Genomic DNA, 23,077 nt, shown 5'->3' on the forward strand with positions numbered 1-23,077 from the left:
CACGGCCCCGTCCGGCCCCGTGCCGCCGCGCGTACTGGTCGCCACCGCCGTTCCCGCGGAGCGGGACGCGGTGGCGCAGGCGTTCGACGGCACCCCGCGGGAGGTGCCGCTCCCCGCGGCCCTGCTCAACCGGTTCCTCGCCCACCCGGGCGGACCGGTGTACGACCTGCTCGCGGCCGGTGTGGGCCCCGGCCTCGCCGCCGCCTCCGCCGCCGGCGCGCTGACCGCCGCGGCGCTGCACGGCACCCCGTACGACCTGGTCGTCTCGGCCGGCATCGGCGGCGGCTTCCTGCCGGACGCGCCCCCGGTCGCCCTCGTCCTCGCCGACGAGATCACCGTCGCCGACCTCGGCGCCGAGACGGACGGGACCACCGGCCCCGGCGCGACCGGTACGCCCGGCTTCCTGCCCGTCACCGACCTCGGTTTCGGCACCGTCACCCACCTGCCGCCCGCCGCCCTGGTGCGCCGGGCCGCCGAGGCCACCGGCGCCCGCACCGGCACCGTCCTGACCGTCTCCACCGTCACCGGCACCGCCCGCCGGGCCGCCGAGCTGCGCGCCCGGCACCCGAGGGCGCTGGCCGAGGCGATGGAGGGGTTCGGCGTGGCGGAGGCGGCCGCCGCGCACCGTACACCCGTCCTGGAGATCCGCGCCGTCTCCAACCCGGTGGGCCCCCGCGACCGCGCCGCCTGGCGGATCGGCGACGCCCTCGCCGTGCTCACCGAGGCCTTCGGGAAGCTGGCGCCCGTCCTGGAGAGTTGGAATCCGCATGACGACCGCACCGACCGCGACTGAGCCCGTGTCCACCCCGGGCACCCTGCAGATCGCGTACTCCCCCTGCCCCAACGACACGTTCGTCTTCGACGCCCTCGCCCACGGCCGCGTCCCCGGCGCCCCCGCGTTCGACGTGACCTTCGCCGACATCGACCTCACCAACGGCATGGCCGAGCGCGGCGAGTTCGACGTGCTGAAGGTGTCCTACGCCGTGCTGCCCTACGTCCTCGACGAGTACGCCCTGCTCCCCTGCGGCGGCGCCCTCGGCCGGGGCTGCGGCCCGCTGGTGCTGACCAGGGAGGCGGACGCGGACCTCGCCGGGCGCACGGTCGCCGTGCCGAGCGAGCGGTCCACCGCCTACCTGCTGTTCCGGCTGTGGGCGGCGGACACCGTCGGAATCAAGGGGGGCGGGATCGCAGGGCCCTCGGCCGAGGGTGGTGGTGGGCGACGGGCGGGCGGCGTCGGCGACATCGTCGTCATGCCGTTCCACGAGATCATGCCCGCCGTGCGCGACGGCCGGGTGGACGCGGGGCTCGTCATCCACGAGGCCCGCTTCACCTACCAGGACTACGGGCTGCACAAGCTGGCCGACATGGGCGAGCACTGGGAGCGCACCACCGGGCTGCCGATCCCGCTGGGCGCGATCATCGCCAAGCGGTCGCTGGGCGCCGAGACCCTGAACCGCCTGGCCGAATCCGTGCGCACGTCCGTGCGAGCCGCGTGGGAGGACCCCGAGGTCTCCCGCCCCTACGTCCTGGAGCACGCCCAGGAGATGGACCCGGCCGTCGCCGACCAGCACATCGGGCTGTACGTCAACGAGTTCACCGCCGACCTCGGCGAGGACGGGTACGCGGCGATCCGGGGCCTGCTGGAACGCGCGGCGGCCGAGGGACTGCTCCCGCCCCTCGGCCCGGACGCGCTCGCGTTCCCCTGACGGGTACCGGTGCTTCTCTAGACGTCCAACTGATCGGCGACCGCGCGCAGCAGGCCGGCGATCTTCCTGCCGGACGCCTTCTCCGGGTAGCGGCCCTTCTCGAGCATCGGGGTGATGTTCTCGAGGAGGGTCGTCAGGTCCTGCACGATCGAGGCCAGCTCGTCCGGCTTCTTGCGCTGCGCCGCCGCGACCGACGGGGCGGGCTCCAGCAGGATCACGGAGAGCGCCTGGTCACCGCGCTGTCCGGCGACCACGCCGAACTCCACCCGCTGGCCGGGCTTGAGGGCGTCGACTCCGGCGGGGAGGACCGAGGAGTGCACGAAGACGTCACCGCCGTCGTCGCGGGAGAGAAAACCGAAGCCCTTCTCCCCGTTGAACCACTTGACCTTGCCGGTAGGCATGCCTGTCCTCGTCCTCGTACTCGTCGGAAACCGCTGTGGAGAAGTGCCGTTGACAGCACTGGGGCGGGTGCTGGGACCCGCCGGTACCCAGGCTAGTGGTTCACCGTCCGCTGACAAGACGTCACCGGGGTGTTCCCCTCGGGCTGGAACTACCCTGGTCGAGTGCGTGACAAAACCCAAACGAATTCCGCCGGAGCCGGCGAGCGGCTGATCCGCGCCGGGGCGATCGTGTTCTTCCTGGGCGCGGTGGCGACGATGATCACGGTGGCCCCGCTGCTGCTCGGCACGGAGGTGCTGCCGTCGTACATGTACGGCCTGTGCATGCTGATGGGGGTCGGCTTCCTGCTGGCCGCGGCGGGGGTGTTGCGCACGGTGGCAGAGGGCCGCCGCCGAGCCCGCGACGCCTCACGTCAAGGGGCGTGAGCGGGCGTCGTACGGCGAGTGCGGCCCCGTCGTGGCCGCTCGCGCGGTTCCCCGCGCCCCTGAGGACGAACACGAGCCACCCACCGCGCCCCCTCAGAGGCGCGGGGAGCCGCGCGAGAAGTCCCCACCCACCCGCACCCGCCCCACGACCCCACCCACCCGGGCTCTCCCGCGTCCCGAGGTCCAAGGGGCGGAGCCCTTTGGAGGGACGGGAAGGGTAAGGGCGACGGGGGCGAAGAACCTCCGGGCGAACCCCTCAGGCGGCCACCCGCACGTACTCCCCCAGCCACCCCGGGAACTCCGTCAGGTCCGTCAGGACCACATCCGCCCCGGCCCCCCGCAACTCCCGCACCCCACAGGGCCCCGTCGCGACCGCCACGGAAAGGGCCCGGGCCGCCCGGGCCCCCCGCACATCACCGACATGGTCGCCCACGTACACCCCCGCCCCGTGCGCGACCAACGCCTCCGCCTTCCGCTCCGCCCACAACCCCCCGACCACCTCGTCGGGCTCGATCCCGAGATGCTCCAGGTGGAGCCGGGCGTTGGGCTCGTACTTGGCCGTGACGACGACCGAGCGCCCCCCGGCATCCCGCACGGCCGCCATCGCCTCCCGGGCACCGGCCAACGCGAGCGTCGGCGTGACGGCGTACGCCGGGTAGATCTCCCGGTAGAGGTCGGCGACGGCGCCGATCCGCTCCGCCGGGAACCAGTTCGCCAGCTCCTCCTCCAGCGGCGGCCCGAGCCGCGTGACCGCGAGGGCGGCGTCGACGTACGTCCCCGTCCGCGCGGACAGCTCCAGGTAGCAGGCGTGGATACCCGGCCGTGAGTCGATCAACGTCATGTCCAGGTCGAATCCGACGGTCAGCGCGGAGGAGGTCATGCCCCCATCCTCGCAAACCGTTTCCCGCCACTGGCCGGGCGGCAACCCCTCAGTCCTCCTCCAGCTCCGCCACCCCCGTCACCCGGTGCAGGGGGTAGGTGCGGACCTCGTCGGCCGTGTGGTCGTAGGCCGTGACGAAGCCGCCCTCGACCTTGACCGGGGCGATGACGCGCTGGCTGGCGGCGCCCTCGGCGTTGACGTAGCCGATCCACAGCGACTCGCCGGTGAGGACGGCCGCCTGCATGGTGGCCAGGGTCTCCGCCGCCGAGGTGCGGGGCAGGGCGCCGGGGGCCGCTTCGACAGGGCCGGCGGGGCCGGCGGAGTCCCCGGAGCCTGCGGAGTCCCCGGAGCCGGCCGGGCCGGGCCGGCGGGCGGCCGTGGCGGCCCGGTCGCCCGCGCGGATCGCGCGGACCGCCGCCGCGAGCAGTGTCGTGTCCGGCACGGGCGGGCCGTCCGGCACCGGCGCGGGCGGCGTCCGCGGCGACGTGCGGTGGGCGTCGGCGCGGGTGATCAGCACGTCGCCCTCGGCGGACTCGGCGGCGGGGGCGTAGCCCATGGCCCGCAGCCCCTCCAGGAGCGTCGCCGGGTCGGCCGCCGAGGCCAGCACGGTCGGGGCGAGCGTGCGCAGCCGCAGCCCCGCCGACCGCTTGTCGGCGAGGATCTCGCGCAGCAGCGCGTCGTCGTCGCACCGCACGTACGCCGAGGCCGCGCCCACCCGCAGATGGCCGTGGCGACGGGCCACGTCGTCGATGAGGTAGGTGAGCGGCTGCGGGACCGGCGTACGGGAGTGCTCGGCGAGGAAGGCGTGCAGGTCGGAGGCGGTGCGGCCGGCGTCGAGGGCGCGGCGTACGGAGGCGGGGGTGAAGCGGTAGACGGTGGCGCCGCCCTTGGACTCGACGTCGGCCAGGACGCCGAGCACCTCGGCGAGCGGGCGCTGCAGCGGGCCCGGGGCGACGGCGGTCAGGTCGGCCTGGAGCAGCACGTGGTCGAGTGGTTCGGGCAGGAGCGGGGCGAGCAGCCGGGCGGCGTCGGCGGGTCCCTTCCCGAGGGCGAGCAGCCCGGCGGCGTCGCCGGGCCGTTCCCCGACGGTGGGCCGCCGGACGGCGTCGCCGGACGGCTGCTCGCCCTCGGCCGGCGGCAGGAGGGCGCGGCCGTGCGCGGAGAGCGCGCCCCGCCCCGTGACGCCGAGCTGTTCCGCCTCGGTGAGTGTCCACCGGGCGAGGCGGGCGCGCAGGTCGTCGGCGCCGGCGCGGTCGCCGCGCGAGGGGCGCTCCCAGGCGAGGCGGGCCAGCACGGACTCGGGGTCGGGCGCGGCGCCCTCGGGCAGTTCGGCGAGGAGCGACAGCACCCGCTGCCGTACCTCGGGGGCGGCCGAGCGGTCCAGGCCGGGGCCGAGCGCGGCGAGCGCCCGATCCTTGGTGTCCCTTCCGCCGACCAGGCCGGCCGTCCGCGTCGCCGCCAGCCAGGCGCCGGCGAGCGAGGCCCAGCGCTCGGCGGCGGGCAGCCGCAGCCATTCGTCGGACGCGGGCGTCGGCGCGTACCGCTCCTCGGCCTCGCCGTCGGAGGCGAGCAGCCCGGCCGCGTAGGCGAGTTCCAGCCAGAAGGCGGCGTCCGGTTCGGACACGTCGAGGGTGACGGCGGTCCGCTTGAGGTCGCGCACGCTGAGCCCGCCCGCGCGCAGCACGGCGGGGCCGCCGCCGTCCCACGCCTTGAGCAGTTCCTCGACGGTAGCGAGGGCGGTGTGGGCCTGCCCGGCCGCCGTCGCGTCCACCACCTGGGGGCGGTGGGTGGCGGCCGCGGCCGGTGCGGGCGGCAGGGGTTCGGCTCTCCGGTGCGCGCGGCCGGCCCGCAGGTGGAGGGCGACCTCGCGGGGCAGGACGACGGTGCCCGGTGCCGTGGGCAGCAGCAGGCCGCGGTCGAGCAGCGTGCGCAGCCGGGGCGCCGGGTCGGCGGTGACCTGGCCGTAGGGCGGGCCCCAGACCAGGCGAGAGAGGACGTCGAGGGAGTCGGCGGGGATGTCGTCGAGGAGGGCGGACATGTGGGTGCGGTCGGTGAACAGGCCGGTCAGCGCGGCGATGGCGGAGACGGTGTCGGCGGTCGTGGGCAGCCCGACGGCGGTGAGGATCTCCTGCATCCGGACCGGGGACATCCCGGCGGCGGCCTCGGCGACGGTCGGGCCGAGGCCGGTGGCGGACGGGGCTTGCGGGGAGGGGGCGAGGAGTTCGCGGGCGGTGCGGACGAGGCGGAGCCGGTCGTCGGGCCCCCAGAGCAGGGCCTGGTCGCGAAGGGCGGCGACGGCGGCGGGCAGGGCCCGCTCGACGTCGCGGTGACGGTCGCCGCCGTCGCCCTCGCCGCCGCCACCGCCGTCGTCGCCGGCCATGAGGGTGCGCAGTTCCTGGTACGACGCCGGGTCGGGGGCGACGGCGAGGGCTTGTGCCGTCTGGAGGGCGAACCGGTCCAGGCGCTCCAGCGCGCGCACGACGCTGGCCCGGGTGGCGGCGCGGGTGGCGAGCTGGGTGAGGTCGGCGGGGACGGGGGTGACGAGGTCGGGGCGGGTGCGCAGGAGGGCGGCGAGGGTGGGGTCGGGCCGGCTCCGGAGATCCTCGGCGAGGGAGCGGGGTGGTGCGGGGGCGGTCCCCGGCTCCGCCGGGTGGTCCTCGGTGCTCATCCGGCCAACGGTAGCGGGTGGGGGTGACGGGAGGGAGTTCTCGTCCCGCCGCTCCCCACCCCCGACCGGGCCCGGCACGCACCCCTGCCCCGGCCCCGCACGGCTCTCCACGACCCGGAGGGGCCCCGATGCTGCACACTGGACGATTGGCCGGTGTGGGGAGTGCGCGAGATGGAGTCGAACAGGTGAACGGACCACTGATCGTCCAGTCGGACAAGACCTTGCTGCTGGAGGTCGATCACGAGCAGGCGGACGCCTGCCGCCGCGTGATCGCCCCGTTCGCCGAACTGGAGCGCGCGCCCGAGCACATCCACACCTACCGCGTCACCCCGCTCGGCCTGTGGAACGCGCGCGCCGCCGGGCACGACGCCGAGCAGGTCGTCGACGCGCTGGTGCAGTACAGCCGCTACCCCGTCCCGCACGCGCTGCTCGTGGACATCGCCGAGACGATGGACCGCTACGGACGGCTGACCCTCAGCAAGCACCCCGCCCACGGCCTCGTCCTGACCACCACCGACCGCCCGGTCCTGGAGGAGGTGCTGAAGTCCAAGCGGATCGCGCCGCTGGTCGGCGCCCGCCTCGATCCGGACACCGTGGCCGTGCACCCCTCCGAGCGCGGCCAGATCAAGCAGACGCTGCTCAAGCTGGGCTGGCCCGCCGAGGACCTCGCCGGGTACGTGGACGGCGAGGCGCACCCCATCGAACTGGTGGAGGACGGCTGGGCGCTGCGCCCGTACCAGAAGCAGGCGGTGGAGAACTTCTGGCACGGCGGCAGCGGCGTCGTCGTGCTGCCCTGCGGCGCCGGGAAGACGCTGGTCGGGGCCGGTTCGATGGCGCAGGCGAAGTCGACGACGCTGATCCTGGTCACCAACACCGTCTCCGCCCGGCAGTGGAAGCACGAGCTGGTGAAGCGGACCACGCTGACCGAGGACGAGATCGGCGAGTACAGCGGGACGAGGAAGGAGATCCGCCCCGTCACCATCGCCACGTACCAGGTGCTGACGACGAGGCGGAAGGGCGTCTACCCGCACCTCGAACTGTTCGACTCCCGGGACTGGGGCCTGATCCTCTACGACGAGGTCCACCTGCTCCCCGCCCCGGTCTTCAAGTTCACCGCCGACCTCCAGGCCCGCCGCCGGCTCGGTCTGACCGCGACGCTGGTCCGGGAGGACGGCCGCGAGTCGGACGTGTTCTCGCTCATCGGCCCCAAGCGGTTCGACGCGCCCTGGAAGGAGATCGAGGCGCAGGGCTACATCGCGCCCGCCGACTGCGTCGAGGTGCGGGTCAACCTCACCGACTCCGAGCGGCTCGCCTACGCCACCGCCGAGGCGGAGGAGAAGTACCGCTTCTGCGCCACCACCGCGACCAAGCGGAAGGTGACCGAGGCGATCGTGCGCCGGTTCGCCGGGCAGCAGATCCTCGTCATCGGCCAGTACATCGACCAGCTCGACGAACTCGGCGAGCACCTCGACGCCCCCGTCATCAAGGGCGAGACGACCAACGCCCAGCGCGAGAAGCTGTTCGACGCGTTCCGGACGGGCGAGATCAGCGTGCTCGTGGTGTCGAAGGTGGCGAACTTCTCCATCGACCTGCCGGAGGCGACCGTCGCCGTCCAGGTCTCGGGCACGTTCGGCTCCCGGCAGGAGGAGGCCCAGCGGCTCGGCCGGGTGCTGCGGCCGAAGGCCGACGGTCACCAGGCCCACTTCTACTCGGTCGTCGCCCGCGACACCCTCGACCAGGACTTCGCCGCCCACCGCCAGCGGTTCCTGGCCGAACAGGGCTACGCCTACCGCATCGTCGACGCCGACGAACTCCTCACGGAGGACGGGCGGGAGGGGCGCTGACGGGAGCGGTACTGTCGTGGCGCGAGGTTTCGGCGCCTGCCCCCGGAGGGGTTCGTGGGGATTGAGAGTGACCAGGTCGTCTACGAGTATCTGAGCCGGGTCGCGGACCTGGCGCAGCGGCAGTTGCCGTCGGCGGACCGGATGCGGCTGGTGTCCGGGTTGCGGGACGAGATCGACCGGCGGCGCGGCCGGACCGCCGTCGACAGTCCGGCCGCCGTCCGCCGCATCATCGACCGCCTGGGCAGCCCGGACGAGGTCGTGGCCGCGGCGGGCGGCGCACCGGGGGCGGCGGACGGGCCGCCCGCCTCGGTGCCGGTGCAGCGGGCGGAGGAGACGGCGCCCTCCCGGCCGACGGCCCCGCAGGCGTCGTCGGCCCCGTCGTCGCCGTCGTCGGCCGGGAAGCGGTTGCGGCGGGTGCTGCCGCGGCCCCGGCCGGGCAAGGATCCGGGCGGCTCGGCGCCGAAAACGCCGTCCCCGGCCCCCGCCGCCGACCCGTACGCCCCGTCGCCGCCGCATCTGGCGGGGACGGACGAGCTGGGGGACACCCGGGGGGCGCCGCCCGACTGGTGGCGCAAGGAGGTCGGCTCGTTCGACCTGGGCGACAGCGTGCCGGGGTTCGTGGGCGGGGTGGAGATCCCGGACCTGCTGAGCTCACCGGGGGCGGCAGGGAAAGCGGCGGCGTCCGCGCCCGCCGCGGAGGGAACAACTGTGGCCCCGGCCGGAGCCGGGGTGCCCGAGGCCGCCGCCGCGCCCGCCGGGAAGAGCGCGCGGCGCCGTGTGCGGCTGCCGCGCCTCACCGGCCGGCAGAACCCGCTGCTGCTGTTCGCCGCCGTGCTGCTCGTCGTCGGTGCGGTGCTCGGCAGTTGGATCGCGCTGGGTCTCGGCTGGGTCATCGCCTACGCCTCGCGGCGGCTGACGCCGGCGGAGGTGAAGTGGGCGGTCATGGTGCTGCCGGGCGCGTCCGTCGCCGCGGGCGCGGTGTGGCTGTGGGGCCGTTCCGAGGGCCGCTGGGGCGAGCCGATCGCCACGGGTCACATGAACGAGGCGGTCTCGCAGGCCTGGCCATGGGTCGTACGGGGCGCCGCGGTGGCCTCGGCGCTGTACCTGGCGTGGAGGTCGCAGAGGAGACGGTGAGGGGCGGGTCGGGGGCGCCTGCCGCTCCGGGGGTCGCGGAGGCGTCGGTGAGGGGCGTGCCCGTCCCCGTCAGCGCCGGCGCACCCCCGCCTCCTCCGCGTACTCCCCGAGGATCACCACGTCGAGGGCCGCACCGGCGAACGCCGTCACCGCCCGTACCGCGTCACCGAACCGGTGGCGGGAGGACGCCGTGCCGTTCCGTAGGGCCGTCGTACCCGCCGGGGGCGCCTGCCGCCCGGGGGCCGGAGAAAAGGTCGCTGCACTCATGCTTCCAGGGTGCGATCCCGCGCCTCCCGGCGCATCGGCCTACGGGCGTATCCGGCACCTCCACCCGGTACCGACGAAACACCCCTTCCCTACACCTGTGGGTGTAGGGATCCCCTAGGGCCTGAGGCGGACGTGCCGCCTGTCCACCTGCCCCGCCCGCCCCGTCCCACGGGATAATCATTGGCCCGCCCCCACCCCCGTCACCTACAATCCCCTCTCTTGCCCGCCTCCCTCCGCGGAGCGCCGCCGTCCGGACGGAAACCGGACGGCAGACCGCAGTGCCCCCGGCACCGACACCGCCGCGGGCACCGCCCCGCCCACACGCGTACAGCCGGCCGTTCTCCGCCCCGGCCGGCACACCGTCATGCCCCGGAGGCAACCGCCCGTGTCCACCCCTCCCGCCCCGTCGGCCATCCCTGCCCCGGATCCCCTGGACCCGCTCACCCGCGAACGCGCCCACCTGGCCGCCTCCCGGGCCGCCCTGCGCGCGATGCGCGAGGACGTCCAGGCGCTGGACATCAAGAACGTCACCGCGAACTGGGTCAACACCGTCGCCCTCGCCCATCAGATCGACGAGCGGATCAAGGCGCTCGCCGACCTCAAGGACACCCCCCTCTTCTTCGGCCGCCTCGACTACCTGCACTCCCCCGGCGCCGAGCAGGCCGAGGGCGCGGCGGGCGAACAGTTCTACATCGGGCGGCGGCACGTCCACGACACCGACGGCGACCCCATGGTGATCGACTGGCGCGCCCCCGTCTCGCAGCCGTTCTACCGCGCCTCGAAGCAGGACCCGCAGGACATCGCGCTGCGCCGCCGCTTCGGCTACACCGGCGGCGAGCTCACCGCGTACGAGGACGAGCATCTGTCCGACCCGGCGGAGGCGGCCACCACCAGCAAGCTGCTCCAGCGGGAGATCGAGCGCCCGCGCGTCGGCCCGATGCGCGACATCGTCGCCACGATCCAGCCGGAGCAGGACGAGATCGTACGGTCCGGCCTGACCGCCAGCCTGTGCGTGCAGGGCGGCCCCGGCACCGGCAAGACCGCCGTCGGCCTGCACCGCGTCGCCTACCTCCTCTACGCCCACCGCGAGCGGCTGGCCCGCACCGGCACCCTCGTCATCGGCCCGAACCGCTCCTTCCTGCAGTACATCGAGCAGGTGCTGCCGGCCCTGGGCGAGCTGGAGGTGCGGCAGGCGACGGTGGACGACCTGGTCGCCCACGTCGAGGTGCGCGGCACGGACGGCGCCGCCGCGGCCGTGGTCAAGGGCGACGCCCGGATGGCCGAGGTGCTGCGCCGGGCCGTGTACTCCCACGTGACGATGCCCACCGAGCCGGTGGTCGTGGTGCGCGGCTCGCGGCGCTGGCGCGTACCGGCGCACGAACTGGAGCAGCTCGTGCGGGAACTGCTGGACCGGGACATCCGCTACGGCGCGGCCCGGGAGGCGCTGCCGCAGCGCATCGCGCACGCCGTCCTCGTCCAAATGGAGCGTTCCGGGGAGGCCCCGGACGACCGGGTGCAGGACTCCGTCGCCCGCAACGCGGCGGTCAAGGCGGCGGTGAAGACGCTGTGGCCGCCGGTCGACCCGGCCAAGCTCGTCCTGCGCCTCCTCACCGACGCGGACTTCCTCTCCGCGCACGCCGAGGGGATCCTCGACGAGGCCGAGCGGAAGGAGATCCTCTGGACCCGTCCGGCGCGGTCGGTGAAGTCGGCGAAGTGGTCGGCGGCGGACGCCGTGCTGATCGACGAGGCGACGGACCTGGTCCGGCGCACGCACTCGCTCGGCCATGTCGTCCTGGACGAGGCGCAGGACCTCTCCCCGATGCAGTACCGCGCGGTGGGCCGCCGCTGCACCACCGGTTCGGCGACCGTGCTGGGCGACCTGGCCCAGGGCACCACCCCGTGGGCGACCCGGAGTTGGCAGGAGGCCCTGACGCACCTCGGCAAACAGGACGCGCTGATCGAGGAGTTGACGGCGGGCTTCCGCGTCCCCACCGACGTCATCACCTACGCCTCCCGCCTCCTCCCGCACATCGCCCCGGGCCTGACCCCGGTCGCGTCGGTACGGGAGAACCCGGGCACGTTCGAGATCCGGCGGGCGACCGGGGACGCGGACGTGCTCGCGGCCTGCCACGACGCGCTGGCCAACGAGGGCTCGACGGCCCTGATCGCGGCGGACACCCGCATCCCCGCCCTCACCGAGGCCCTGGCCGCGGCGGGCACCCCGCACCTGACCCCCGGCGAGGAGACCACCCCCGACGTCCGCCTCACCCTGGTCCCGGCCTCCCTCGCCAAGGGCCTGGAGTACGACTACGTGGTCCTGGACGAACCCGGCGCGATCGTCGACGCCGAACCCGACGACCGCACCGGCCTGCGCCGCCTGTACGTCTGCCTGACCCGCGCGGTCTCGGGCCTGACGATCACCCATGCGACAAAGCTGCCGGAGCAGTTGGGCTGACCGGGCGGGCGGGGCGGGTACGGAGGGTCAGCCCTCCTCCCGCTCCTCCGCCTTCCGCCCCCGCGTCGCACGGCTGCGGAACCGCTGCAGCACGGAGCCGCCCACGAGCACGAGGCCGACGCACATGATCTTGGCTGCCTGGTAGCCGTCGGCGGGGTTGTCCGAGGAACCGCCCGGCCGGGCGAACACCCACACCAGCGCCCCGACCCCGACGAGGACCAGCAGACCGGCCCCCAGCGGCCCGATCCCCCACCACCAGGGTTCCTGGTGATGCCGGTCGTCCCGGCCCCGCTCGTCCTCGGCCATGGTCGCCGCCCTCCCGGAACGTCCGTCGGGCGTTTCTCGGACACCCGTCGGATCAGCAGGACGCCCGGCCCGCGCCTTACGGTTCCTGGGCGCGAGGCGCCTCTGTGTCCACCGCGGTCCGCCACCGGCGTACCGCCTCCGCCGTCACCGGGCCCCTCCAGCCCTCCGGGCGGGCGGCACCGCCGATGTGGAAGGCGTCGATGCCGGCCGTGCGCAGGGTGGGGAGGTGGGCGAGGGTGAGGCCGCCGCCGGCCATGAGGCGTTGGGTGTAGCCGGGTTCGCCGTGCAGGGCGGCCTCGGCGCACAGGGTCGGCAGGCCGTGGGCGACGCCGGACGCCGAGCCCGCGCTGAGGTAGGTGTCGAGGCCGGGCAGGTCCGCGAGGAGCTTGCGCAGCCCGGCGCGGTCGGTGGCGCGGTCGATCGCGCGGTGGAACGTCCAGTGGCAGTCGGCCAGTTCGGCCGCCAGCAATTCCAGCACGGCGAGGTCGGGGCCGCCGTCCCGATCGAGGAAACCGAGGACGAACTCGTCCGCGCCGGCTTCCCGCAGTGAGCGTGCGGCTGCCACGAGCGGGGCCGGGTCACCGGCCGTGAAGCCGTCCGCGAGGCGCAGCATCACGCGCAGCGGGAGATCGACGGCGGCGCGGATGCCGGCGAAGGTCGCGACCGGCGGGGTCAGTCCGTCCGCGGCCATGTCGGCGACCAGTTCGAGGCGGTCCGCGCCTCCGGCCTGGGCGGCGACCGCATCCTCGGCGTCGAGTGCGATCACCTCCAGGACTGCACGCTTGCTCATGAACCCTCGATTCCCGAAGACGGTGGCCACAGGCCCGCAGACCGCAAGATCTACCGGCTTCACCCTGACAGGTCTAGTCCAATTACAGCCTATAGTCCTCCCGGCGCCCCCCGCGCCCCCGCCTCACCGCCGTTGTGGCACAGGTCACGGGAACCGTGCCGGTGGTACGGAGAGGCAACGGGTGTGAGGTGCCACGAGATGCGAGACGACGACCCGAGTGAACGACGAAGCGATCGACGATCCGGCCTTTCGGCGACACTGCCCGGCGCACGGCGACATGAGTGACTCCCTGCGGGCACGCCTGCGCGCGGGCGACCGGGACGCCTTCGCCGAGCTCTACGAGGAGCACGCGCGCGCCGTCCACCTGCACGCCCACCGCCTGACCGGCGACTGGTCGCTCGCGGAGGAGGTGATGGCGGACACCTTCCTCGACGCCTGGCGCCACCGCGCGCGGCTGGAGCCCGACGGGGGCGCGGTCCTGCCCTGGCTGCTGGGCATGGCCACCAACAAGGCCCGCAACGTCCGCCGCGGCACCGGCCGCCGGCTCGCCTTCCTCTCCCGCCGCCCGGCCCCGGAACCCGTGCCGGACTTCGCCGACGAGACCGCCGGACGGCTCGACGACGCCCGCACCCTCGCCGCCGTGCGCCAGGTGTACGGGAGGCTGCGGCGCGCGGAGCGGGAGGTGCTGGCCCTGTGCGTGTGGTCCGGCCTCGACTACGCCGAGGCCGCGCAGGCGCTGGGGGTGCCGGTCGGCACCGTACGGTCCCGGCTGTCCCGCGCCCGCGCCCGGCTGCGCCGCCTCGTGCGGGAGCGGCTCGCCGAGGAGACGGAGGCGCGGGCGGGAGACGGGGCGGGACACCGGGTGGAGGGCAGGACCGGACACCGGGCGGAGGGCAGGACGGAACCCGCCCCCGGCCGCGGAGAGGTACGGCGTGGGGACGCATTCGCGGCCCTGACACTCACGGACTTTCAGGAGGGCACATCCCGATGAACGCCTCAGGCCACGGGCCCGGGCGGGCCGACGGTGACGACACGGCACGCGCGTCACGCGAACTGCGTGAGACCCGCGCCGAACTGGCCCGGCTGCTGCCGGCCCCACCCGAGCGGGAGCTGCCTCCTGAGCGTCACCTCCACCACAAGGAACGGTTGATGCGACTCATCGACAACGACCAGGCCCGGGCAGGGGCCACGGCCCACGCCGGCACCGACGCCCACACCGCCGGCGCCGCCCCCCGCCGCCCCCTCCTCCCCCGCCCCGCGCTGTGGCTGCCCGTCGCCGCCCTCGCACTGGCCGGGGCGCTGACCGTCACCCTCGTCACGCACGACGCCACCGGCACCCGCGCGGACACCGCCACCTCCGCCACACCCACCGGCTCCGCCACGGTCCTGCTGGACCGGATCGCCGCCGTGGCCGCCGACACCGACGCCGCCCCGGTCCGCGACGACCAGTTCACCTACGTCAAGAGCCTGACCGCCGGTGCCGAGGGGCAGCCGGACGGCTCCTTCGTCCCGGGCAGGCTGCACGAACGCGAGATCTGGAAGTCGCAGCGCTCCGGCCCCGTGAAGCAGGTCGGCCTGATCCACGAGGACGGCGGGTACGCGCCGCTGCGGGAGTTCCTGCCGGCCGGCTCCCCCGGCGTGTCCCCGGGCATCGACCGGCCCACGTACACCTGGCTGGCCTCTCTGCCCACCGACCCCGCGACCCTGCTGAGGAAGCTGTACCGGCTGACCCCGGTCCAGGACGGCCAGGAGCGGGACCAGGCCGTGTTCGACCGGATCGGTGAGCTGCTGCACGAGACGGTCATGCCGCCCGAGAACGCCGCCGCCCTCTACAAGGCCGCCGCCCGCATCCCGGGCGTCACCCGGCGGGAGGACGCCACGGACCCGGCCGGCCGGCACGGCGTCGCCATCCTCCGCGTCGACGCGCACGCCTCGACGGCCACCGAGTGGATCTTCGACCGGAAGACGCTGGCGTTCCTCGGCGAGCGCAGCTATCTCACACATGACGTCACGGCGGGCAGGAAGGGCACGGTCATGGAGGAGACGGCGGTGCTGCGCCGGGCGGTCGTGGACGCGTACCGGGAGCGTCCCAGCGGGTCCTGAACACCCGCGGAACACCTGCGGACCCCGGAGGCGCCTGGTGCGCCGGGGGTTCCTGACGCGCCGGAAGGCTGTCCGTTCCGTGACGCGGCGCTTCTCCCCGACGAGGCCCCGACCGGCGCTCTGACCAGCCCGGTCGGGGCCTCACGCGAGCCACACCCGTTCCGTTGTCCCCCGTGCGAGCTACAGGTGAGTGTCCACTGCACGGTGACGATTCTCGAACATCGTCTCCGTAGTGTTCGGTTCACCGCGGAACGCCGGACCGCGGGCCGGGAGAAGAACCGGAGTCGGACGGACCGGCAGAGGGAGCGCATGTCATGAAAGCCATGAAGATCGTCCTGCAGATAGTGGCCGTGTTCGCGGTCTACGCGATCAGCGGCGCCGCCATCAACGGGGTGAAGGACAATCCGTGGCTGTCGCTCCTGGCGGGCGCGCTCACCGTGGCCGCCATGGTGTTCGTCTACCGGTGGGTCGTGGGCCGTACCGAGAACCGCGAGGTCACCGAGCTCCAGGGGAAGGGCGCGACGAGCGCGACCGCCTGGGGCCTGGTCTTCGGCACGCTGATGTTCCTCTGCGTCATCAGCAACATCTACTTCCTCGGTGACTACAAGGTCCACGGCATCGACTCGGTGAGCGGGGCCATCGGCCTGATCGGCTTCATGGCCGGCGCCGCCTCGACCGAGGAGATCGTCTTCCGCGGCCTGCTGTTCCGGCTGGTGGAGCGGGGCCTGGGCACGTACGTCGCACTGGTGCTGTCCGGCCTCGTGTTCGGCGGCATGCACCTCTTCAACGACGACGCCACCGTCGCCGGTGCCCTCGCCATCTCCGTCGAGGCCGGCGCCATGCTCGCCGCCGCGTACGCCGCCACCCGCAACCTGTGGCTGCCGATGGGCGTGCACTTCGCCTGGAACTTCATGGAGTCCGGCATCTTCAGCACCCAGGTCTCGGGCAACGGCGACACCCACGGTCTGCTGAAGTCCACCCTGTCGGGCGACAAGCTGATCACCGGCGGCCAGTTCGGCCCCGAGGCGAGCCTGTACGCGGTGCTCTTCGGCACGCTGCTGACGGTCTGCTTCCTGATCGTGGCCCACCGCCGCGGCAACATCGTCCCCCTGCGCCGCGCCGAGCGTGCGAACGCCCTCGTCGCCCTCGCCCGGTGATGACGCGGCAGCGATCCGCCGGGACGCCGGAGCACTGGACGGACGGGGCCGAGCACCGCGAGGGCGGTGCCGGGCACCGGCCGGACGGGCTCCGGCTCCGGCCGTTCCCGGGCACGGAACGGCGGGACGGCATACGGCACGGGCAGGACGGCCCCCCTCACCGACCGGGCGGAACGCAGGAGAGACTGGGCGACGTGCGAAACAGACTGGGCGGCATGAAGCGCCGGCTGGGCGGAGTTCAGAGAAGACTGAGCGGCGCCTGGTACCGGCTGGACGTCGTCGTGCGAGACCTTCCGTTCGGGCTGCTCCTCCTGGTCGGTTCGTTCGTCCCGGCGCTCAGCAAGAACGGAACGGTCCTCGGCGGCGTCCACGACCGCCCGTACGAGGCACTGGCCGTCGTGGTGATCCTGCTGGAGTCCCTGCCGCTCGCGGTGCGGCGACGGTGGCCGGCCCTCGCCCTGGGCCTGGTGTTCTGCGGGTTCGCCCTCGACCAGCTCCGCGGCTACCACACCTTCGCCGCCACCGCGATGCCCGTCATGCTGCTGAGCACCGGCTCGCACCTGGAACGGCACCGCCGGGCCACCGTGTTCGGCCTGACCGCGGTGTACGTGGCACTGGTGGTGGCCCTCGCGCGGATCGGCACCGGCGAGACCGTCACCGGGTTCGCGACGTTCTACCTGGCGCTCGGTCTGGCGTGGGGCGCCGGGGGCTGGCTGCGTACCACCCGCCGGGCGGAGGCCGAGCGCCGCAAGCGCATCGCGGTGGAGACGCGGACCGCCGAACGCACGCGCATCGCACGGGAGTTGCACGACGTCGTGACCCACCACGTGACGGCGATGGTGGTACAGGCGGAGGCCGCCCGCTATCTGGCCTCCGCACCGGAACGGCTGGACCAGTCCCTCAGCGCCGTCTCCGACACCGGCCGACGGGCGATCACCGATCTGCGGCACCTCCTGGACCTGCTCAACCCCGACCACGGCACCGGCACCGGCACCGGCACCGGCGGCGACGCCCCGGCCGAGCCCAGGACACCGGCCGTCGGCCGCGTCCTCACCCTGGTGGAGCAGACCCGCCGGGCGGGCCAGCCGGTGGAGTTCACCGAGGAGGGCACCCCGCCGGTCTCCACCGGCAGCGCCGACCTCGTCGCCTACCGGGTGGTGCAGGAAGCACTCACCAACGCGCTCAAGTACGCTCACGGCAGCCGCACTTCGGTCATGGTGCGGCACGGGGAGAGGGAGATCACCGTGGAGGTCAGCACGGACGGCACCGGCTCACGGGCCGCCGCCGTCGGTGGCAGCGGGCGGGGCCTGGCCGGCCTGCGCGAGCGGGTCGACGTGCTCGGCGGCGACTTCAGCGCGGGCCCCGGCGCGGGCGGCGGCTTCGTCGTCCGGGCGCGCGTTCCCGCCCCGGCCCGGAGCCGCTCGTGAACACACCCCCGCCCTCCGGCGCCGCGCCGACCCGGGTCGTCGTCTGCGACGACCAGGCGCTGATCCGCATGGGCCTGACCACGATCATCGACGCGCAGCCCGACATGGAGGTGGTGGGCGAGTGCGGCGACGGGCGGACCGGCGTCGACCTCGCCCGGACACTCGAGCCGGACGTCGTGGTCATGGACATCCGCATGCCGGTCCTCGACGGCCTCGAAGCCACCCGGCTGCTGGCGGGGGCCGGGGTCACCCACCCCGTCAAGGTCCTCGTGGTCACCACGTTCAACCTCGACGAGTACGTGTACGAGGCGCTGCGCGCCGGAGCGAGCGGCTTCCTCCTCAAGGACGCCCCGCCCGACCGCCTGCTGCACGGCATCCGCACGGTGGCCATGGGCGCGGCGCTGCTGGACCCCGACGTCACCCGTCAGCTCGTGGGCCGGTACGCGGCCCGTATCCGCCCCACCGACGGCACCCCGCGGGACATCCCGCTCACCCCCCGCGAGCTGGAGGTGCTCCGGCTGATCGCGGACGGCCTCTCCAACAGCGAGATCGCCGCCACCCTGGTCATCAGCCAGGAGACGGTGAAGACGTTCGTCTCCCGCATCCTCACCAAACTGAACCTGCGCGACCGGGTCCAGGCGGTCGTCTACGCGTTCCGCCACGGCCTGGCGAGCTGAGGACCGCCGAGCCCGCGAGGCCCGGACTCCGCGGGCTCAGCGGCGGCCGGCGGGGTCCGCCGCCGCCTTGAGCGACGCCCGCAGGTGCCCCGCGTTCTCGGCCAGCAGGCGCGCGGCCCGCGCGGCGCCGACGTCGGCCAGCAGCATCAGGATCGCGTTCTTGACCTCGCCGTCCGTCGCCGTCAGGGCTGCCTCGATCTCCTCGTCCGTCGCGTCCGTGGCGAGGGAGACGATGCGGTGGGAACGGGCCCGCAGCTTGTCGTTGGAGGCGCGCACGTCGACCATCAGGTTCCCGTACGTCTTGCCCAGGCGGATCATCGTGATCGTCGACAGCATGTTCAGGACCAGCTTCTGCGCCGTGCCCGCCTTGAGGCGCGTGGAGCCGGTGAGGAGTTCGGGACCGACGACGACCTCGATGCCGTGGTCCGCCGCGGCGGCCAGCGCGCTGCCCGCGTTGCAGGCCAGCCCGATCGTCAACGCCCCGCGCGTGCGGGCGTGTTCGACCGCGCCGACGGCGTACGGGGTGCGCCCGGAGGCGGAGACTCCGACCACCGTGTCGTCCGGGGTGAGGTCCAGCGCCCGCAGGTCGTCCTCGGCGAGCGCCTTGGAGTCCTCCGCGCCCTCCACGGACGTCACCATCGCGCCGGGACCGCCCGCGATCAGGCCCACCACCTGCGAGGGGTCGGTGTTGAAGGTGGGCGGGCACTCGGAGGCGTCCAGCACGCCGAGCCGCCCGGCGGTGCCGGCGCCCGCGTAGAGGAGCCGGCCGCCCCGCGCCATGCGCGCGGCGGTGGCGTCGATCGCGGCGGCGATCTCGGGCAGCCGGGCGGCGACGGCGGCCGGGACGGTGGCGTCCTCGCCGTTCATCAGGGTGGCGATCTCCAACGTGGAGAGCTGGTCGATGCTCGCCAGTTCCGGGCGGAACGCCTCGGTCGTCAGGGTCTCCAGCTGGGCGCGCAGCGCACGGGGGGCGTCTTCGGACGCGGGAGAGGTCATGGTGGTGCGGCTCTTTCCGGTGAGGGTGCGGGACCGCGGCCTGCGGCCCGCGTGGTCAGCGGGAGGTGGGGCCGCCACGGGGCCGTGGTCAGCGGGAGGTGGCGCCGCCGCGGGGCGCGTGGCGGTGCGCGAGCGCCTCGTAGGACGCGGCGAGCGCGGGCGCCGCCGTCTCGTACGTGCGCTGGGCGACGCCTATGAACAGGCAGTCCACGACGAGGAGTTGGCTCGTACGGGAGGACATCGCGGCCGGCCGCAGCTCGCTCTCCCGGGCGGTGGAGGTGGTCAGCACGTGATCGGCGTACTGCGCGACCGGTCCGCCGGGCCGGCCGGTGATCGCGACGGTGGTGGCCCCGCGTTCGAACGCGACCCGCAACGGCTCGATCACGTCCCCGGTGGAACCCGAATGGGTGATCGCGATCGCCACGTCCTTCGCCCGCAGCAGCACCGCGTTGGTGACGGCGAGGTGGGGGTCGCTGTGCGCCTGCGCCATGAGCCCTATGCGCAGCAGCTTCTGGGTGAGGTCCTGTGCGACGAGCCCGGACGCCCCGACCCCGTACACGTCGATCCGGCGGGCCGCCGCCAGCGCGGCGACGGCCGCGCCGAGCTGCGCGGTGTCCAGTCCGGCGGCGGTGTCGGCGAGGGTCTGCCGCTCGTCGTGGGCGAGCTTGGCGACGACGTCGGCGAGCGGGTCGTCCACCGCGATGTCGGCGGTGACGGCGGGGGCCCGGCCGGACTCCTGGTGGGCGGCGAGCCCGGCGAGGGCGAGCCGCAGGTCCCGGTAACCGGGGTAGCCGAGCAGCCGGGCGGTGCGTACGACCGTGGCCTCGCTGGTGCCGGTGCGCGCGGCGAGGCCGGTGACGGTGAGCGCGGCGCAGCCGGCCGGGTCGGCGGCGACGGTCTCGGCGACGCGCTGCATCGAACGGGTCATCGACGGCGCGAGCGTGCGCACCTTGGCGGCCAACGCGGCGGGAGCGGGCGGCGCGGGCGGCGCGGGTGCGGCCGGGGGAGCGGCGGGCGCAACGGGTACAGCGCGAGCCGCCGGAGCCGCCGAAGCCGCGTGCACCGCGAAAGTTTCCTTCACCTCATACCTCACACTCTGAAAGATATTTTCGATGCGGTGGCCCGGTCAAGAGTGCGCACAATGGGTGTATGAACCCTCCGGACCCGTCCTCGTCCCCAGACCCGTCCCCGTCCTCATCCTCATCCCCGTCTCCGTCCCCGTCCATCGGCCCGTTGGAGCAGGTGCTCCACACGGCCCGCGCACGTGTGCTCGCCGACCTGGTCGCGGGGGACGTCGCCCAGGCCGACGTCGTCTCGCTCGTCGAGGACTCCGTCACCCAGCGCCGCTGGTGGGTGGAGCAGTGGCCCGACGGCTCCACTTTCGTGGCGGGGCTGGTCGCGCAGGACGTGCAGGACGCGCTGCTGGAGAAGTACGGCCGCTGGCCGCTGTGCCCGGTCTGCCCCACCGGCGACCCGCACGCGCTGGAGGTGGAACCGGAGTTGGGCCCCGACCCGCACTGGGTGTGCCACAAGGCGGGCGTGAAGGTCGCGGCGGTGGGCTCGCTCGCGGCGGTGACGGGAGGGACGCGCCGCTCGTGACGATATACGTCGACCCGCCCACCTGGCCCGGCCACGGCCGGCTGTGGTCGCACCTGGTCAGCGACGTCTCCTACGCCGAACTCCACACGTTCGCCGAGGCGTTGGGGGTTCCCCGCCGCGCCTTCGAACGCGACCACTACGACCTCCCCGCCCATCGGTACGCGGACGCGGTGGGCGCGGGCGCGGTCGAGGTGAGCAGCCGTGAGGTGGTCCGGCTGCTGACGTCGGCGGGACTGCGCCGGCGCAAGGGCGCCGCCACGCGCACCTGACCGCACCCGGGGCGTCACCCGCGCGGCTCCCGGTGGCGTCACCCGGGCAGTTCGTAGAGGTGCAGGTCCCCTTCGGCCGGGACGCGGGTGAAGCCCGCCCTGGTCAGTACCGCCTGGGAGGCGGTGTTCGCCGGGTCCGTCTTCCCGAAGACCGTCCGTACGTCGTCGCGGGCGGCGGCCCAGGACGACAGCGCGCGCAGCGCCCGCGTGGCGTAGCCGTTGCCTCGGGCGGAGGCGGCCAGGTCGTAGCCGACCTCGACCCGGCCCTCGTCGTCCGGCGGCCCGTGGAAGCCCATGGCCCCGACCGCGCGGCCGTCCTCGGCGCGGACCAGGACGAACATGCCCCACTCCGGCCGGTGCGTCCCGGCCTCGTACGTCTGCCGCATCATCCCGGCCGCGACCCGCGTGCCGGCCTCCCCCGCGCCCTCCCCCTCGTACGGGCCGTTCCCGATCCAGTGGAAGCCGCCGCTGCCGCCCGCGGCCAGGTCGGCGGCGGCCGCCGGGGTGACGCCCTGGAGGGTGAGGCCGTCGGCGGGGATCACCAGGTCGTTGCTCCAGTACCAGTCGGTCAGCGGGGCGCGGCCGGGCAGGTCGCCGCGGCCGGTCGCCCAGCGGAGGGTGGGCCAGGGGGCGTGGCCGGGGCGCACGTGCGGGAAGATCCGCTCCAGTACGCCCCCGCACAGCTCGGCCGGCGGCTCGTACGGGACGCCGAGGCCGGTGGCGATGTCGTACGTGTGCAGCAGGACCTCCGTGACGCCCATCGCCGCGAACCCCTCGCGGCTCGCGCTGCCGAACGGGGCGGCGTGGAAGGCGCGCGCCTCGCGCGGGGCCGTGGCGACCGCGGCGGCCAGCAGGGCGCCGGCGGTGGTCAGCACGTCCAGGACGGCGGTGTTGTCCGCCTCGTCGAGGAGGACGGTGTCGAAGGAGACGCGCTGCCGCGCCCCGGTCGCCAGCCGTCCCGCGTAGGCGATCAGCGTGCCGGCCACGTGCTGCGCGGTGGACCGGCAGCTCCACTCCAGCCCTCCGGCCTTGGTCCCCGCCCAGTCCCGCCCGGTGCCCACCGCCAGCGCGGACACCGCGTGCGCGACGGCTTCGGTCACCTGTTCCCCACCCATGTTCTGCATAGGGCCGAGGGTAGGACGCGGGCAGGCGGCCGTACGACCGGTTTGTTCGACCGGATCGACCGGATCGACCGGATCGACGGGGTCGACGGGCGACGGGCGACGGGCGACGGGCGACGGGCGACGGGCGACGGGCGACGGGCGACGGGCGACGGGCGACGGGCGACGGGGTCGACTGCTTCGCCTGTTCCGCGAGTTCCGCCTGTTTCACCTGCCTCGACCAGGAGTTGCGGGACGGGCCGGCACGAGCAGCTCGATCCGGTGGTTTTTCCCCATTTTCAGGTGCGGACAGTGGTGTTCGGGGATCCTGCCGAGGTACCTCCCGAGACCACCGCAAGGAGACCCCAGTGCGCCGACCGACCCGGAAAGCCTTCGCCGCCCTCGTCGCAGCAGCCGGCCTCGCCCTCCCCCTCCTCACCTCCACTCCCGCCTCGGCCGCCACCACCGCCGCCACCGCCACCACCACGAGCCGCTTCGCGAACTACCGCTACGGTGCATGCCTGCGCGAGGTCGACGAGACCGTCCTCAAGGGCGACCGCTGTTCCACCGGGCGCGGCAGCCTCCGGTGGCAGTGGAACGGCCGCCTCAACACCAGCACCACTCTCAGGAACAGCTTCTGGGGCCGCTGTCTCGACAGCAACGACCGGGGCGACGTCTACCCCCTGCCCTGCAACGGCAGCTCGTACCAGAAGTGGCGCACCGTCCAGCCCGCCGCCCGCAGCGCCGTCATGCTCCAGAGCGTCGGCACGGGCCGCTGCCTCTACCAGCAGGCCGACGGCTACTACCGCACCGCCCGCTGCGACCGAGGTGCCCAGAACCAGCGCTTCACCATCGGCTGACATCCCGGAACGGAC

The 23,077-nt window shown here is 74.3% G+C and carries 23 protein-coding genes; 14 read left to right on the forward strand and 9 right to left on the reverse strand.

Going from position 1 to position 23,077, the window contains the following annotated elements:
- The first annotated feature begins 19 nt into the window (after nucleotides 1–19).
- A complete protein-coding gene (locus QFZ64_RS15895; RefSeq protein WP_373430746.1) occupies nucleotides 20–793 on the forward strand; it encodes a futalosine hydrolase in 774 nt (257 codons plus the stop codon).
- Nucleotides 768–1,706, forward strand: coding sequence for a 1,4-dihydroxy-6-naphthoate synthase (locus tag QFZ64_RS15900; RefSeq protein ID WP_307066250.1), 939 nt, complete (start codon nucleotides 768–770; stop codon nucleotides 1,704–1,706). The genes QFZ64_RS15895 and QFZ64_RS15900 overlap by 26 nt, the downstream gene beginning before the upstream one ends.
- A gap of 17 nt (nucleotides 1,707–1,723) precedes the next feature.
- Here the strand turns inward: QFZ64_RS15900 and QFZ64_RS15905 are convergent, their stop codons facing one another.
- On the reverse strand, nucleotides 1,724–2,107 hold the full coding sequence (locus tag QFZ64_RS15905) for a cold-shock protein (RefSeq protein WP_307066252.1): 384 nt from the start codon (nucleotides 2,105–2,107) through the stop codon (nucleotides 1,724–1,726).
- A gap of 162 nt (nucleotides 2,108–2,269) precedes the next feature.
- Here QFZ64_RS15905 and QFZ64_RS15910 point away from each other — a divergent pair, with 162 nt between their 5' ends.
- On the forward strand, nucleotides 2,270–2,530 hold the full coding sequence (locus QFZ64_RS15910) for a hypothetical protein (protein ID WP_307066254.1): 261 nt from the start codon (nucleotides 2,270–2,272) through the stop codon (nucleotides 2,528–2,530).
- A gap of 256 nt (nucleotides 2,531–2,786) precedes the next feature.
- Here the strand turns inward: QFZ64_RS15910 and QFZ64_RS15915 are convergent, their stop codons facing one another.
- Complete coding sequence (locus QFZ64_RS15915; protein WP_307066256.1) at nucleotides 2,787–3,410, reverse strand: HAD family hydrolase; 624 nt, start codon at nucleotides 3,408–3,410, stop codon at nucleotides 2,787–2,789.
- A 49-nt stretch (nucleotides 3,411–3,459) separates the two neighbouring features.
- The gene (locus QFZ64_RS15920; RefSeq protein WP_307066257.1) at nucleotides 3,460–6,078 is read right to left on the reverse strand and encodes a helicase C-terminal domain-containing protein; all 2,619 of its coding nucleotides are present in this window, start codon (nucleotides 6,076–6,078) and stop codon (nucleotides 3,460–3,462) included.
- Nucleotides 6,079–6,263: 185 nt separating this feature from the next.
- On the opposite strand from QFZ64_RS15920, the gene QFZ64_RS15925 reads away from it, so the two are divergent.
- A complete protein-coding gene (locus QFZ64_RS15925; RefSeq protein WP_307066259.1) occupies nucleotides 6,264–7,922 on the forward strand; it encodes a DNA repair helicase XPB in 1,659 nt (552 codons plus the stop codon).
- Between the two features lie 54 nt (nucleotides 7,923–7,976).
- Entirely contained in the window at nucleotides 7,977–9,056 is a 1,080-nt protein-coding gene (locus QFZ64_RS15930; protein WP_307066261.1) for a hypothetical protein, read from the forward strand.
- 69 nt (nucleotides 9,057–9,125) lie between these two features.
- On the opposite strand, the gene QFZ64_RS15935 is transcribed toward QFZ64_RS15930, so the two are convergent.
- Nucleotides 9,126–9,323 carry a hypothetical protein gene (locus tag QFZ64_RS15935; protein ID WP_307066262.1) on the reverse strand — a complete coding sequence of 66 codons (198 nt, stop codon included), beginning with the start codon at nucleotides 9,321–9,323 and terminating at the stop codon, nucleotides 9,126–9,128.
- Between the two features lie 364 nt (nucleotides 9,324–9,687).
- Here QFZ64_RS15935 and QFZ64_RS15940 point away from each other — a divergent pair, with 364 nt between their 5' ends.
- Nucleotides 9,688–11,778: an AAA family ATPase gene (locus QFZ64_RS15940; protein WP_307066264.1), complete on the forward strand. Its 2,091-nt coding sequence runs from the start codon at nucleotides 9,688–9,690 to the stop codon at nucleotides 11,776–11,778.
- A 27-nt stretch (nucleotides 11,779–11,805) separates the two neighbouring features.
- Here QFZ64_RS15940 and QFZ64_RS15945 read toward each other — a convergent pair whose 3' ends face one another.
- Nucleotides 11,806–12,084 (reverse strand): hypothetical protein, encoded by a 279-nt coding sequence (locus QFZ64_RS15945; RefSeq protein ID WP_307066266.1) that lies wholly within the window; start codon nucleotides 12,082–12,084, stop codon nucleotides 11,806–11,808.
- 76 nt (nucleotides 12,085–12,160) lie between these two features.
- Nucleotides 12,161–12,874, reverse strand: coding sequence for a copper homeostasis protein CutC (locus tag QFZ64_RS15950; RefSeq protein WP_307066268.1), 714 nt, complete (start codon nucleotides 12,872–12,874; stop codon nucleotides 12,161–12,163).
- Between the two features lie 277 nt (nucleotides 12,875–13,151).
- On the opposite strand from QFZ64_RS15950, the gene QFZ64_RS15955 reads away from it, so the two are divergent.
- From QFZ64_RS15955 to QFZ64_RS15975, 5 genes are all read left to right on the forward strand, one after another.
- Nucleotides 13,152–13,865, forward strand: a complete 714-nt coding sequence (locus tag QFZ64_RS15955; protein ID WP_307066270.1) for an RNA polymerase sigma factor — start codon at nucleotides 13,152–13,154, stop codon at nucleotides 13,863–13,865.
- Nucleotides 13,862–14,977, forward strand: a complete 1,116-nt coding sequence (locus QFZ64_RS15960) for a CU044_5270 family protein (protein WP_307066272.1) — start codon at nucleotides 13,862–13,864, stop codon at nucleotides 14,975–14,977. The genes QFZ64_RS15955 and QFZ64_RS15960 overlap by 4 nt, the downstream gene beginning before the upstream one ends.
- Before the next feature lie 323 nt (nucleotides 14,978–15,300).
- A complete protein-coding gene (locus tag QFZ64_RS15965; protein ID WP_307071722.1) occupies nucleotides 15,301–16,134 on the forward strand; it encodes a CPBP family intramembrane glutamic endopeptidase in 834 nt (277 codons plus the stop codon).
- A 215-nt stretch (nucleotides 16,135–16,349) separates the two neighbouring features.
- Complete coding sequence (locus QFZ64_RS15970) at nucleotides 16,350–17,561, forward strand: sensor histidine kinase (protein ID WP_307071723.1); 1,212 nt, start codon at nucleotides 16,350–16,352, stop codon at nucleotides 17,559–17,561.
- Nucleotides 17,558–18,238: a response regulator transcription factor gene (locus tag QFZ64_RS15975; RefSeq protein WP_307066274.1), complete on the forward strand. Its 681-nt coding sequence runs from the start codon at nucleotides 17,558–17,560 to the stop codon at nucleotides 18,236–18,238. The genes QFZ64_RS15970 and QFZ64_RS15975 overlap by 4 nt, the downstream gene beginning before the upstream one ends.
- A gap of 36 nt (nucleotides 18,239–18,274) precedes the next feature.
- Here QFZ64_RS15975 and murQ read toward each other — a convergent pair whose 3' ends face one another.
- Together murQ and QFZ64_RS15985 are read right to left on the reverse strand one after the other, a co-directional pair.
- The gene (murQ, locus tag QFZ64_RS15980; protein ID WP_307066276.1) at nucleotides 18,275–19,234 is read right to left on the reverse strand and encodes an N-acetylmuramic acid 6-phosphate etherase; all 960 of its coding nucleotides are present in this window, start codon (nucleotides 19,232–19,234) and stop codon (nucleotides 18,275–18,277) included.
- 88 nt (nucleotides 19,235–19,322) lie between these two features.
- Nucleotides 19,323–20,315, reverse strand: a complete 993-nt coding sequence (locus tag QFZ64_RS15985; protein WP_373430747.1) for a MurR/RpiR family transcriptional regulator — start codon at nucleotides 20,313–20,315, stop codon at nucleotides 19,323–19,325.
- A gap of 143 nt (nucleotides 20,316–20,458) precedes the next feature.
- Between QFZ64_RS15985 and QFZ64_RS15990 the strand changes: the two genes are divergently transcribed.
- Both QFZ64_RS15990 and QFZ64_RS15995 read left to right on the forward strand, forming a co-directional pair.
- Complete coding sequence (locus tag QFZ64_RS15990; protein ID WP_307071724.1) at nucleotides 20,459–20,833, forward strand: hypothetical protein; 375 nt, start codon at nucleotides 20,459–20,461, stop codon at nucleotides 20,831–20,833.
- A complete protein-coding gene (locus QFZ64_RS15995; protein ID WP_307066279.1) occupies nucleotides 20,830–21,102 on the forward strand; it encodes a DUF4031 domain-containing protein in 273 nt (90 codons plus the stop codon). Before QFZ64_RS15990 ends, QFZ64_RS15995 begins: the two co-directional genes overlap by 4 nt.
- Before the next feature lie 38 nt (nucleotides 21,103–21,140).
- Here the strand turns inward: QFZ64_RS15995 and QFZ64_RS16000 are convergent, their stop codons facing one another.
- On the reverse strand, nucleotides 21,141–22,226 hold the full coding sequence (locus QFZ64_RS16000; RefSeq protein WP_307066281.1) for a GNAT family N-acetyltransferase: 1,086 nt from the start codon (nucleotides 22,224–22,226) through the stop codon (nucleotides 21,141–21,143).
- Between the two features lie 344 nt (nucleotides 22,227–22,570).
- Here QFZ64_RS16000 and QFZ64_RS16005 point away from each other — a divergent pair, with 344 nt between their 5' ends.
- On the forward strand, nucleotides 22,571–23,062 hold the full coding sequence (locus tag QFZ64_RS16005) for a hypothetical protein (protein ID WP_307066283.1): 492 nt from the start codon (nucleotides 22,571–22,573) through the stop codon (nucleotides 23,060–23,062).
- Nucleotides 23,063–23,077: the final 15 nt, after the last annotated feature.

This window comes from Streptomyces sp. B3I8 (genome assembly GCF_030816915.1).
In the GTDB taxonomy this organism is placed as follows: Bacteria; Actinomycetota; Actinomycetes; order Streptomycetales; family Streptomycetaceae; genus Streptomyces.